General features: G+C 40.0%; 11 protein-coding genes. 9 read left to right on the plus strand and 2 right to left on the minus strand.

Annotated features, from left to right (window positions below; genetic code table 11):
* The first annotated feature begins 33 nt into the window (after positions 1–33).
* Positions 34–2,418, plus strand: coding sequence for a polyprenyl synthetase family protein (locus BM101_RS00635; protein WP_087031337.1), 2,385 nt, complete (start codon positions 34–36; stop codon positions 2,416–2,418).
* Between the two features lie 314 nt (positions 2,419–2,732).
* Here BM101_RS00635 and BM101_RS00640 read toward each other — a convergent pair whose 3' ends face one another.
* Together BM101_RS00640 and BM101_RS00645 are read right to left on the minus strand one after the other, a co-directional pair.
* Positions 2,733–3,008 (minus strand): GNAT family N-acetyltransferase, encoded by a 276-nt coding sequence (locus BM101_RS00640; protein ID WP_087031340.1) that lies wholly within the window; start codon positions 3,006–3,008, stop codon positions 2,733–2,735.
* Between the two features lie 15 nt (positions 3,009–3,023).
* Positions 3,024–3,257 carry a (4Fe-4S)-binding protein gene (locus tag BM101_RS00645; RefSeq protein ID WP_087031343.1) on the minus strand — a complete coding sequence of 78 codons (234 nt, stop codon included), beginning with the start codon at positions 3,255–3,257 and terminating at the stop codon, positions 3,024–3,026.
* A 428-nt stretch (positions 3,258–3,685) separates the two neighbouring features.
* Here BM101_RS00645 and BM101_RS00650 point away from each other — a divergent pair, with 428 nt between their 5' ends.
* The 8 genes from BM101_RS00650 to BM101_RS00685 all read left to right on the plus strand — a co-directional run bounded on the left by BM101_RS00650 (position 3,686) and on the right by BM101_RS00685 (position 13,969).
* Positions 3,686–5,581 carry a S8 family peptidase gene (locus BM101_RS00650; RefSeq protein ID WP_087031345.1) on the plus strand — a complete coding sequence of 632 codons (1,896 nt, stop codon included), beginning with the start codon at positions 3,686–3,688 and terminating at the stop codon, positions 5,579–5,581.
* 376 nt (positions 5,582–5,957) lie between these two features.
* Positions 5,958–7,016 carry a DUF5050 domain-containing protein gene (locus BM101_RS00655; protein ID WP_087031348.1) on the plus strand — a complete coding sequence of 353 codons (1,059 nt, stop codon included), beginning with the start codon at positions 5,958–5,960 and terminating at the stop codon, positions 7,014–7,016.
* A 155-nt stretch (positions 7,017–7,171) separates the two neighbouring features.
* Positions 7,172–8,197 carry a DUF5050 domain-containing protein gene (locus BM101_RS00660; RefSeq protein ID WP_087031351.1) on the plus strand — a complete coding sequence of 342 codons (1,026 nt, stop codon included), beginning with the start codon at positions 7,172–7,174 and terminating at the stop codon, positions 8,195–8,197.
* Between the two features lie 151 nt (positions 8,198–8,348).
* Entirely contained in the window at positions 8,349–8,672 is a 324-nt protein-coding gene (locus BM101_RS00665) for a type 2 periplasmic-binding domain-containing protein (protein ID WP_087031353.1), read from the plus strand.
* A 267-nt stretch (positions 8,673–8,939) separates the two neighbouring features.
* The gene (locus BM101_RS00670; protein ID WP_087031355.1) at positions 8,940–11,486 is read left to right on the plus strand and encodes a DUF262 domain-containing protein; all 2,547 of its coding nucleotides are present in this window, start codon (positions 8,940–8,942) and stop codon (positions 11,484–11,486) included.
* Positions 11,487–11,617: 131 nt separating this feature from the next.
* Complete coding sequence (locus BM101_RS00675; protein WP_087031358.1) at positions 11,618–12,370, plus strand: hypothetical protein; 753 nt, start codon at positions 11,618–11,620, stop codon at positions 12,368–12,370.
* Positions 12,371–12,516: 146 nt separating this feature from the next.
* Positions 12,517–13,386: a hypothetical protein gene (locus BM101_RS00680; RefSeq protein WP_087031361.1), complete on the plus strand. Its 870-nt coding sequence runs from the start codon at positions 12,517–12,519 to the stop codon at positions 13,384–13,386.
* Complete coding sequence (locus BM101_RS00685) at positions 13,373–13,969, plus strand: hypothetical protein (protein ID WP_087031364.1); 597 nt, start codon at positions 13,373–13,375, stop codon at positions 13,967–13,969. The genes BM101_RS00680 and BM101_RS00685 overlap by 14 nt, the downstream gene beginning before the upstream one ends.
* The last annotated feature ends 3 nt before the right edge of the window (positions 13,970–13,972 follow it).

The raw sequence follows: 13,972 nt of genomic DNA on the forward strand, positions 1-13,972 counted from the left end.
ATATTACGAAATTGAGCTGGAGGAGAGGTGTCTATGAATAAGGAGCTGGCAATAAATCCCGCTGCTTGTTACGCGCGTGCCGAGCAGCAAGCAGCAGATTATTTTCAATCGCTTTATGATCAAGTCGAACAAAAGAGCTATCTGACTCCGCTGACAAAAGATATGGAGAGCTGGAAAGAGAAGCATATTCATCATCATTCCCTATCAGCCTTTTTTTCGCGCGGCAAGAAGAAGCCCAAATCAAAGAATTATCGTGAGTATATCAAGTGGTTGGACTACACAGGAAAACTAGATGATTACTTGGATCGCAGCATCGCCTATATTTATATGCGGGACATGGGCAAATCTTTGGTTGAGGCTGACGTCCAGTCCAGTGTTCAGCAAACGGTGGAAAGGTTAAGGAAGCAACTGCAAGAGGCCACCGCAACGAAGCAAGGGGCAGAAATGGATTGGCTTGGCATGGACCGATTGTATCGGTTGGCTCAGGAGTATCATATTGAAGCGACCATGATTTGGCTAATGGGAAAATTAAAAAGCATCACACCCAACCTTCCAAAAAAGCTGGATGCGGTATCAACGCAACGGAAACTGCTCAAAATCATTGTCGGGGTCCTGATAAACGAGCTGGAAGGCATAGGGACCGAAATAACGACTGAAGAACGTGCGCAAAAGCTTGATGTGGCCATTCGGCTGGGCTATGCTTACGGGCTGACGTATCCCTTCATCGATGATCTGCTCGATGCCAAAGTCTTATCCGTTGAAGAGGAAGCGTGCTATTCCGACTTGATAGGCACCACGCTGACGACAGGGTCTGTACCGGAACTGGGAGAATGGGCGGGAGAGCATGCTGATTTGATCGGTTATGTCCATGCGGAATTGAAGGATGCGTTCGAGTATATCCGGGACCACCAACCGGAAGCGTCAAGAAACGATTTTTTGGAGCAGGCCTATGTATTTTTTCGTTCCCAGGAAGTGGATCGCGCCAAGGATCTATCCAATGGCGACTACACAAATGAAGAACTGTATATACCGGTTATCTTGAAATCGGCCTCGTCGCGCTTGATTGTCCACACCATCAGCGGTGCCATCAATGATGAGGGTTTGTCCAAGCGCACTTTCTATTACGGCATCTATAACCAGCTTGCGGACGATTTGAGCGATATGTTCAGCGACAGGGACGAAGGTGCCGTAACACCGTATACCTATTATTTGGCCCATCACGATCAGCGGCCGGATTTGATTAATCCTTTCGAATTATATTGGACGGTCGTTTCCAATTTGATCCACAACGTCTATGCTTCAGAAGCCAAGGCCCAGGAAGTGCTGTTGGATCGGGCAATCAATGGCTTGAAGCGCTTGAAGGAAAAGTTGGGAACGGAAAAATACAATGATGTGATGGCTGTTTTCACTGCGGGCATGCCGACGCTCAATGATGTGATCCAAACGTTGGTCCGCAAAGCCGATGATGTGGATTTCATCGATAAATTGATACGGGATCAGTTGATTCTAAATTTGGAAAAGGAAGACGCAGAGCAAGCGGAATTTTCAGATAAGGTTGAAAGCGTGCGGCAGCAAATCAATGCCAGCTTGCTTATAGCTAAAGGTGACAATGTACCTTTCTTGGATGAGTCCATCATCGACGCAGCCAATTACAGCCTAAACAACGGTGGCAAAAGACTCCGTCCAATTGTGGCGTGGATGATGGCTGTTGACGGATATGGATTAAAAAGTCCAGCCATCCTACCACTCATAAAATCACTGGAATATATGCATACCTCATCGCTCATTTTTGATGATCTGCCCGCCCAGGATAATGCGGCTATCCGCAGAGGTGTGCCAACCGTCCATCAGGCGTATGACACAGCCACAGCCGAGTTGACCGGCCTCTTTTTGAGCCAAAAAGCCATTGAGGAACAGACGAAGCTTGTTGCGTTCGAATCGGAAACAGTCCTGCGCTTGATTCAATACACAACGCAAGTGACCGCGGATATGTGCAAGGGACAAGTGATGGATCTGAAAGCTAGAGGGAAACAGTTAACGCTGGAGCAACTGAACATGATCTGCTTCTACAAAACGGCTATTGGATTCGAAGCTTCCGTAGTGATGCCTGCCATTCTCGCCCATGCAAAAGAGGAAGAAATGACAGCCTTGAAGAAATTTTCTCGGCATTTTGGGATAGCCTTTCAGATTAAGGATGATTTGCTGGATGTGGAGGGGGAGCTTGAACTGATCGGGAAAGCAACCGGAAAAGATGCTGAGAACAACAATGCAACGTTTGTGTCCATCCTCGGTGCAGCGGAGGCCCGAAAAATGATGTGGGAACATTATTGCCTTGCAATGGAAACTTTACAGGAAGTACCGCGCAACAGCTCATTTTTGAAGCATTTATTAAACTACAGTATTGGCCGGGACCATTAGCGAACAACAGACTCCAAGACTAGGCATATGACAAATTAGGTGGAACACAAAACAGAAAAAGAATTAGGCATCGGAACGAATAAGCGCTGTAAAAAAGATTCGTTTTGGTGGTACAAGACTATGATTGTATCTAATGGAAAAATGATAATCAGACAGAACCTAAATTAAAAGCGGAACTACTGTGTATGTTGAAACAGTAGTTCCGCTTTTATGCGGTCTTCAATTTTCCCATCGATCTTCCTGAGGGATAGCGGCTTCATAGAAACCGAATCCATCCTTGTAGCAGATTTTTTAGATTGAGCGAGGGGAAAATCTTATCTCATTACATCGGCATAAAGTGTGGTATTTCTTTCGAACATACCCTTAGCGAAAGGGCAAAGAGGGATGATTTTCTTGTTTTCATCCCTGGCCATTTCCACCACGCGATCGACAAGTTGCGCGGCAATTCCCTGACCGCGGTAGTCGTCATGCACAAAGGTATGGTCGATGATGATCATGCTGCTGCCTGCAACTGAATAAGTGATTTCGCCGATTAAATTTTCGTTATCGTCATTTTTATAGAAACGTGATTCACCAATATCAAATATCATAGTATGTTCCCCTTTTTATCTTTTGATATATTTCAAAGCTCCGCTTGGGCAAGTATCGATGACGCGGACGACCTCATCACTGGAACCGTTATCCGGCAGGATCCAAGGACGGCGTTTGGTATCGAAAATGTCAGGATTCCCTCTGACGCAATTTCCGGCATGTGCACAAATGTTTGTGTTGAAGAATACATCGACATCCGTACCTTCGTATTTCCGGTAACCTTTTTCTGACAATTCTGTCTCATTCATTAAAATACCTTCTTTCATTTGTCAGCTATAAAAAATGTAAAACTTTACAGAAATCTGTACTATCAAAAATCAATATAATTTAACAGGATTCTACTTCATATTATTACCGAGGTTGTGACTAGTCAAGAGATTAGCCTTGAAAGCACTATCTTTTCACGGATGTAAAGACAAGTTTATGGCCTTAGCCACCAGTTGTTGACTTGAATACTCAATCATTTTAGAAATATTGAAAAGATAGTCTGGATATAAAGAAACTTCTTCTTGTAAATCATCAATGTAAAGGTATACAATCTAAGAATATTGTACTGAAAATCAAATGTTTGAATCGCTGAGACCTCAGTTAGGTATAGCTCTATTCAGAATTTCTTAATTCGTAGCGTGACCGACCATCCATGGTCGATTTATGATAGAAAGAAAGGGGAAATAATATGTTTTTGAAAAGATTTTATGCAGTTGTATTAACATTTTTGTTCATTTTTAGCTATACATCAATAACCACTGAGGCAATGGCATCCCAATCGCCAGCCCAGACAGCAGCAACCTCGCATAACTCGGCCGATTTTGAGGATGTTATTGTAAGATTTAAGGACAAACCGGGTCAGGCGGAATTGAATGCATTCAAGGGCATGGGTGGTGACGTCAAAAATGTCTTCACCATTATTCCTGCGATTTCCGGAAAACTGCCATCAAAAGCCATCGAAGCGCTTAAGAAAAATCCTCAAGTGGAAGTAGTCGAATTGGATTACGCTGTACAAGCTCTTGAATACTCGTCAGAAAACGAGCTTGGCAATAGTTGGGGTGTAGATCATATTAACGCCGATACAGCTCTTGCAGCTGGTTATTCTGGCGAGGGAGTCAAGGTTGCCGTTTTGGACTCCGGAGTGAATTTCAATCACTTTGACCTTCGAGATAACTTTGACTTTTACGCAAATGAATTAGGATACGATTTTGTTTCGGATGATTCCTTCCCAGAGGATGTTTATGGGCACGGCACCCATGTAGCAGGCATAATTGCTGCAGCAAGCAATGGATTTGGGGTTGTCGGCGTTGCGCCCAACGCACAGATAGTAGCACTCAGAGTTCTGGATGACAATGGGGGAGGCACTTCAAGCAGAATCATTGAAGCTTTGCAGTGGATTCAGAATTATAATGCCGCACATCCTAATTCTCCCATACGCATCACAAATAATAGTTATGGCACAGGATCATATTCATCACAGCTTGGAGCAGCTTTTGATGCGTTGGCTAAGTCCGGGGTTCTGAACATAGGCTCTGCAGGAAACGACGGGAGTGCTGCTGGCAATGGTAATAATGTCAGTTATCCTGCTAGGTACGAATCGGTAGTAGCTGTAGCAGCTGTCGACAAAAACAATCAGAGGGCCAGTTTTTCCAGTACGGGATCAGCCGTTGAAATAGCTGCGCCTGGGGTATCCGTTCTGTCGACATGGAAAGACAGTGCCAACATAGGGGGCCCACAGCCGTTTTCGTTTGTAGGTTACCCAGGCGAGTACTTCATAGAAGCAAGCGGAACATCAATGGCTTCGCCACATGTTGCAGGTGTCGCGGCGTTGCTGATGGCATCTAATCCGAGCTATACTGCGGAGGAAGTCCGCAATAAAATGAATGAGACCGCCCTGGACTTGGGGACTGCTGGTAAGGACAACCTATATGGTTACGGATTGGTAGACGCTTCTTCAGCGTTGGGGATTGTGCCTGCTACAAATAATCCCCCTATCGCGTATGACCAGGCTGTTGACACAACGCAAAACAACTCTATAGCTATCACACTTAACGCTACAGATCCAGAAGGTGACCCGCTGACTTATACGATACTTGCAGGTCCGGCAAACGGAACAGTGAGTGGTACAGTACCAAACATCACTTATACCCCGAGCGCTGAATTCACAGGAGCGGATACCTTTACGTATGAAGTAAAAGACAGCGCAGGCGCAACAGCAACTGCAACAGTGAATATAAATGTTACATCTACAGTCGTACCTACAAGGAATGTGGATCTCGTTGTCCAGATGAGCGCGACAACCAGAAAAATAAGCAAAATAAATTATGTGTGGGCTACAGCCAAAGTGAAGGTCATGGAATCGGGTGCACCAGTAGCTGATGCAACTGTCACCGGCCACTGGGAAGATGCAACAACAGGGATTAATTCCGGAAAAACTGGAAAAACCGGGACTGTATCATTCACATCCGAAAAATTAATACAGTCGACTGGACAACGAACTTTCATTTTTGTTGTCGATAGTGTGGTAATAGGAGACGTTAACTGTGAGCTTAGTGGTCAGACGACAAGTACTATAATGAAATGATAAAATATAAAGATATAATGATTTAAAAAGTTAATCGTTTGAGCGGAAGCCTATAATAACGGGCTTTCCGCTTTTTTTGTTTTCCGGATCATCTGCGGTTTTAACGCAAATGTCATGTTTGCTGATGAGGGGGATATTTTTACAATGAAAAATATGCGCCGTATAATAAACTTGTGAAGCAGTGAACGATTTCTGTTATGAGCGCAATGAAACATACAAACCGGATTAATAAATCAGATGAAATACACGAGCGCATTTAAGAATTGGTTGAAAATATAAACGGGTTCAACAGAGGCGCGCGTGCTGTAAATTCTAGAATAGTGATGAAAATTGCAGAGGTTTAATAAAAATCCAGAGAATAGAGGAGGAGAATGAAATGAAAAAAATCATGAGCCTATTGTTTGTTTGCTCCTTTTTATTAACAATCAATGTCGGATGCAGTGCTGATAACACAAGTAGTAACACCGGCAGCGATACAAGTAATAATACAAATAGCACTCCAGCCTTAAACACAATCGGGAATACAAATGCAAATATTGTTAATGGCGGATATGCCGCACAGCAGGGGAAATGGATTTATTATAGCAGCAACAGTGGCATATATAAGGTGAAAATGGATGGTACAGAAACAACCAAACTTGGCGATGATCAGGCAAAGTATATAAATGTTGTAGGCGACTGGATTTATTACACCTATTACACCAATCACACCAGCCAAGGCATCTACAAAATGAAGCTTGATGGTACTGAAAAAACCATTCTGTACAATGATACAATTAATGATACATCTAATATAATAAATACAGAGTTCATTTATGTTTCAGGGGATTGGATTTACTTTACTAACGGGATGTATTTTGGGAATTTATACAAGATAAAAACAGACGGCTCAGAAAAAACTAAAATAAGCAGCAATCTTATTGGCTACATGAATATACAGGGAGACTGGATTTATTATAGAGATGGAATAAATAAAGAAGACATCAATAATGGGGGGCGCAATCTGTACAAAATGAAACTGGACGGCTCGGAAAAAACCAAAATAAGTGATGAGGGTTCGGGCTGTATAAATGTTTCAGGGGATTGGATATATTATTGCAGTGCTTCATATGAACCGTCTGGGCTAGACGGAATATACAAGATAAAAACAGATGGAACAGAAAAAACTAAGTTGAGCGATGAAACAGCTGGTATTAATGTCGTGGGCGACTGGATTTATTATTCCAATGGTAGTGATTCGGGCAAACTATACAAAATGAAAACGGATGGATCAAACAATATGAAGGTCAGCAATGACTCTATAGACCCTGAAATAAATATTGCAGGAAGCTGGATTTATTATAAAGTTTATTACACGGATTTTAAGAGCATGAATTATAAATATAAAATATACAAAATTAAAACGGATGGTACTGGAAAGACTGAATTAAAATAAGGGTTATGTCATATGAAAATCGAATTGATAGAGACTAGGAGTCCATTATTATTAATAACAGAAGGGAACATCATGAGATGCAGAAAGCTGATTTATTTGTTGTTGCCACTTTACAAACTTTCTCATCATTCAGGTCGTAAAAAGGAGGAATTAATATGAAAAGATTTAAGGTATACAGTCTTTTGATTTCTCTCGTTCTAGTCACCCTTATTCTTTACGGATGCAGCCTTTTTAAAACTAGTATGGATACAAACACTAACCTAGAGAGCAGTGCGAGTAATAATGCAGCAGTCAATATAATCGGGAATACAAATGGAAATATAATAAATGGCGGGTATGCCGCACAACAGGGTGACTGGATCTATTACAGCACCAAGGGCATATATAAGATAAAAATGGATGGGACAGAAAAAAACAAGATTGGCGATGATCAGGCAAAGTATATAAATGTTGTAGGAGACTGGATCTATTACACAAGTCAAGGCATCTACAAAATGAAACTTGATGGAACAGAAAAAACCATGCTATACAATGATACAGTGCCAGATTTCATGTCTGTTTCTGGGGATTGGATTTACTTTACTAACGGGATTTACTCTGGAAATTTATACAAGGTAAAAACAGACGGTTCAGAAAAAACTAAAATAAGCAGCGATCCTATTGGCTATATGAATATACAGGGAGACTGGATTTATTATAGCAATGGAACAAGAAAAGAAGACTTCAAAATGGGGAATATCTATGTGCCTGGCTTTGGTAATCTCTACAAAATGAAACTGGATGGCTCGGAAAAAACCAAAATAAGTGATGATATTTTGGGCTATATAAATGTTTCAGGGGATTGGATATACTATGTTGATAGTGTAACTACTGAGAATTCTAGTGGCATTGCCAACCTTTACAGAATAAAAACAGACGGTACTGAAAAAAACAAGCTGAATGATGATGAAACACCTTTTATAAACGTAGTGGGTGACTGGATATATTATTCCAATGGTGGTGATTCGGGCAAACTATACAAAATGAAAACGGATGGCTCTGGAAACACAAAAATAAATAATGATTCTTCAGGTTCTATAAATGTGGTTGGTGACTGGATTTATTATACTTATTATAGTTTATTCGGCCAAAAGGAATATAAAATAAAAACCGATGGGACTGGAAGAACTGAAGTCAACTGAATGTGAAAATATGAGAGAAGCGTTTATTGTATTTTTATGCACTCAGGGTGTTAAAAGTTGCAAAGTATGCGCTTATAATTTTAAGAATGCCCGTAGTTTCTCCGCACCAACCCAGGGGGCGGGGAAGCCAACGGGATAGAATTGTATCAATTTGAACTGTTGGCCGTATAAAAAAACACAGAAACTTTCCAAGCGTTATTGGATGGCCCGCGGTGCTGCCTTGGCACACGACAATACCCTGATCTTCGGATGGATCAAAGATAATCTTGGATTTGTCGCAAGGGTTGAAGCGATCGGAAACCAAGATACCATCGCACCGGCAGTAGCAAAAGGCAACACCGCACTTTTGGAATGGGTGAATGAAGAAATTGACACGTTGAATAATGATGGCTTTATCGCAGATGCATACAAGAAGACATTAGCGCCAGCATTCAGCTCCAATATTGATCCTGCATCTGTCCTTATCAATCCATAACAACAAGAATGGCACCTATCCGCTTGAGTCAAAAAAAACAGTATCCTCGTTAAAGTAATAAGGTCGGGACTTCGGTTCCGGCTTTTTATTTTTTACGGGTTTTTAATGAATAGACTGGGACAAATGCTTTAACGGAATTTAATATATCCACATGAATGATATTGATTCGCACTCTTATAATGGTACAATTATATTAAAATAAAATTAAAAATATTTTGTGATTAAAATGCTATCTGAAAAAAATAAAAATTTGTCAGGAGGTTAATTATGCAAGGGAATGTAATTCCGTTATCACAGTTAATGCAAGGCGGCGGTGCTCGCTTTATCATCCCTGTTTATCAGAGAAATTATGATTGGAAGAAAGCCAACTGCAAAAAACTGTATGATGATTTGATCGATGTATCAAAGACTAATAAGAATAAACATTTTTTCGGCAGTATCGTTTATAAGCCCAGCGGAATGATGAGCGAGGTAGTTGTTATTGATGGACAACAGCGCTTGACTACAGTTTCATTACTGTTGTTGGCAATGATGAATCTTTTGTTTGAAGGTAAGGTGACTTCTAATGAGGAAAGTACGGCTGAAATGATCAAGGACTTATATTTGACGAATCCTTTTAAAAAAGGTGATGAGAACCTGAAATTAAAGCCAATAAAAAAGGATAATATCGCTTTTCACAAGTTATTTGGGGATCCAGATGACTTTATCATGTCATCGAATATGACGGTAAATTATCTATACTTTTATAATCGTATCCAGGAAAAGAATATCAGTATCGATGAGCTATTTAAAGCCATACAAAAACTTGAAATTATGCAGGTCAGTTTAGACGCACAGGATGATGATCCTCAATTAATTTTTGAAAGTTTAAATTCAACTGGACTGGATTTAAGCGAAGGCGACAAAATCAGAAACTTTATTCTGATGGGGGAATCCCCTGCGCATCAAGAAGAGTATTACGATAAGTATTGGAACGTTATTGAAGAAAAAACAGCGTACGATGTCAGTGATTTTATCCGTCATTACTTAACGCTGAAGCAAAATAAGATTCCTAATTTTTCGAATATCTATTTTGATTTTAAAGAATATGTAACAGCCAACGCGATTTCTATTGAATCGCTGCTGATCGACTTGTTGGCTTATGCTAAACGCTATGAGCAAATAAAGAAAGCCTCTACAACGATAAAAGGCGTTAACGAGGTATTAAAGCGCATCTATGTATTAGAAATGAGCGTCACGACGCCTTTCTTTCTTGAAATCCTGAAAAATTACGAAGCTGAAGTTTTTTCGGCAGATGAAATTATAAACGTTTTCCAAGTAATCGAAACCTTCCTTGTGAGAAGATCCATCTGTGATATTCCTACAAGTTCCTTGAATAAAATATTTTCAACCCTCAATAGAGATGTCTTAAAACTTAAAACGAGTCAAGACGATTATGCGGAAGTGATGAAATATTTCCTTCTTACTAAAACCGGCACTTCAAGGATGCCAAAGGATGAAGAGTTTAGAGAGGCAATCAAGACTAAAGACTTTTATCATATCAATAATAAATGGAGAGCCTATATATTTAATCGTCTAGAGAATGGAAATAGTAAAGAGACCACGGAGATAGTCGATGGCTTGCTTAATGCAAAGAAATATAGCATTGAGCACATCATGCCCCAAACACTATCTAAAGAATGGCAGAAAGAGCTGGGAGAAGATTTTGAACAGGTACATGAAATCTGGTTAAATCGTTTAGCTAATCTTACTGTTACCGGATACAATTCCAATTACAGTAATCGGGTATTTTCCGCTAAAAGAGACATGCCAGATGGTTTTAAGAACAGTCCGTTCAGGTTGAATGACCATTTAAAAAAAGCAAAACAATGGACAGAACAAGAGCTTGAGGAAAGATCAAAAGATATGGAAAAGAATGCATTGGGTTTATGGAAATACCCAAGCACTTCCTTTGAACCGATTGCTATTGACGTGGGTTTCGCTCCCTTTGATTCTGAACAAGATTATACCGGGATGACGATTGCAGCTTTTGACTTTTTAGGGAGCGGAAGGATTCCGGTCAAGTATTGGAAAGAAATGATAATAAATATTATCAAAATGCTATTTGATAAGGATCCGAGCATCCTCTATCAATTGGCTGCAGCTGAAGAACCTGGACTGGCAATATCTTTCATAGAAGATGAACGAGACGGATACGTGAAAATTGCAGAGCGTTTATATTTCTATGGAGAGACAAGTACCTGGGCCAAAGAGAATAGTCTTAAAAAATTATTTGAATTATACAAAATAGCGGAAGATGATCTCATGATAGAGTTCAAAGATGACGGGAAAAATAAAATCCATAAAGCAGTGGTCGAGACAATCAAAAGCGTACTGGATTCAAATCCGGAAGTCATTAGAGATAGCAAAATGAACTTCAGATACATCCGGTTTACAACCCAGATATTGGATGACTTGATTGAGAAAAGCGGGATGGGTTGGACCTCTTCAGGAAGGATCCTTTTGTATGAATGCGACATAAAAAGTGGCAAAATAGGTTTCACGCTATATGTGGGGCCCGGAGAAGAAAGCGTTAGACAAAAAATCTTAAATATTGTCGAAAAGAACCAGTCTCAGGGCATTTTTTCTGAAATAGGCAGTGGCAAAAAATGGACCCAAATCTATAGGAAAGATATCTTGCCTAAAAATTACATTGACCAATACGACGATGTAGAAGATATCAAGAATGACATTAAGGCTAAGTTAGATAAATTTTTCAATACTGACATGATTCAAATAAATGAAGCCATTGCGAGAGAATATCAGGTTGGATAAGTGCTATAGGATGACCAAGGCTAAGGCTCCAATAGGCATTTTTGCAAACGTTTTTTCCTAGGGTTTGGATTATTAATTCTTAATACAACATCAGTGAAATATGTTACTAAATGGATTTGGGAGGTTTTGAAATGGTTTCTGTAACGAATAGAATAGCGCAAGTAAAACAGCCAAGAGGTGGGTATATCAAGCCAAAGGATTTTAAGCTCATTGAACTGAATGACAGCAAAGAACTGTATCCAGATGAGAATACGCACAGTACTATCGTTGGTTTGGCCGTTGATTATCTGACTAGATTTACGATGGGAACACCTGCTAAAGAAGCATTCAAAATTTCAATTCTCGGTTCCATGCTTGTTCATGAGAGTGATCATGCAATGGCACTTGTGGATGCTGTTATTGGACTTGACGATAGTTCCATTATCAATGCATGCAAGCTAGCTGGATTCGATGTAGCCCGCAGAGCGGGTGTTGCAGCTTATAGGCCTGTTGGAACTATTCTGCCGGATTATGAAACCATTTCAAACATACGGATTATGGTTGAGAGAGGCACTGCTTTCCTAAAAGAATTCGGCCCAATAGTGAAAGATGGCTTTACTTTTGAAGGCGGGTACACGCAGACAGTCTCCAGTGGCGATGGTGATTTTTTAACGGAGTCCACTCTCTGGGATTTCAAGGTTTCGAAGAAGGAACCCACTAATAAGCACACCTTGCAACTCCTCATGTACTATTTAATGGGCTCTCGTTCTATCCATGAAGAATTTCAGAATGTAGAAAAATTGGGGATTTTCAACCCGAGATTAAATAAGGTGTACCTATTGAACATCAATGGAATTCCGTCTGAGGTCATCACTGAAGTGGCTAGTGATGTTATTGGTTATTGACTAGAATAATTCATTCAACCATAAACCATAAAAATATGAATAGACTAAATTAAAAGTGGCGTAGAATTACATGAACTGATTCTAAATGGATATTATTCGAATTTCTTGGAACTCAAGGCGACAATGTGTCCTTAGGGGCGGACAACTTGCTTATCCAAAATATTTGGGACATGGCGAATCAAAGTATCCGGATAAAAATACATCATACTGGATTGGTGAAATCGAGAGGGGATGCAAATGTGATTGCTGAAATTAAAGGCAAGCTGAATCAAACAGGCTATAATTTGAATGACAGATTAGAAGATAATTTAACCGGGAATTTTTTTGGAACATTGAGGTACATCCCGTTTGATTTAGCTTTGCGAAAGATATTGTCAGGTGGAGTGTATCCAAGCGAAACAGGCGACAAAATTGGGGGAATTAGCGCTGACTTTTGGGGCGATAAAATAGAATTTTGGCCGTACGATACAGAAGGCGAAATTGATGCTTTGCTGCATTTTGACGATACGATAATCGGTATCGAAGTAAAGTATGCAAGCGGACTATCATCCGATGATGATATAGATAACTCTGCTAAAATAGACGAGCAATCCATAGAAGAACAAAGCAGAAATCAGCTTTCGCGAGAGTCCAGGATCGTTTCAAGACATGGTGCAGGTAAAACCAAAATTTTACTTTTCATAGCAAACAGCGACTCCTGCCGCACTGTTTATGATGATGTATTAAACCGCAAGATTATCAGTAATGATGTTACACTGGCGTACATTTCCTGGCAAAGCATTTTGGTGGAACTGGAAAAATTGAAACTTGATAATCGATATTACCAAGTTATTATCGACGATTTAATTTCCTTGTTGAAGAAAAAAGGATTCGAAAGTTTCAAAGACATGAATGTACAGTTTGATGTGGATATTGATCAAACAAGTTTTTATTCATTCGGTGCAACAGACTCTTTAGATTTTAACATTAAAATGGATAGTACGATCGAGGGAGACTTACACTATGAATTCAGTTGAAGAAAATATCCGGAATGCCTTTATTGCAGTACACAAAACTCATGAAAATGTTAATAAACTTATGGAATATTGCCGTACCATTGCGAATGAGAAAACAAACTACAATACTGCCAATGGAAAGATTTTAAGGTGGCAACCGGAAAGAGATTATTATTCGTGGTGTATGGATGATTTTATCCTTTTGTTCCAAAGAAAAACGGATACAAAGCTAACGAACGAATGGCGCGATGGTCCAGTATATGCCGTGGAAATCATGTTAAGTAACTATGAAAATCCCGAACAGATGCCCACCATTTATTTGTCTAAGTTCGAGTATGAAGATATCGCTTCATGGGATAAGGGTTTTTCACAGTCAAATTTTTGGTCATTCTATTATCCATTGAGAGACGAGGACACTATGGTGTACCAACCGAATGTAGAAGGAATAACCCAAGCTACTCCAAAAACAAAAGAAATAGCGGATCTAGAATATCGGGGACTCAGCAAGGTGAGTTTCATGGATTTACCAATGATGAATGTAAATGCTGAAAATGTAGAAGATAAAATATTTGGTAACTTTGAGAAATTGTATCACTCCAAGTAATAC

It is taken from the genome of Trichococcus palustris (assembly GCF_900114465.1).
GTDB classification, from domain to species: domain Bacteria; phylum Bacillota; class Bacilli; order Lactobacillales; family Aerococcaceae; genus Trichococcus; species Trichococcus palustris.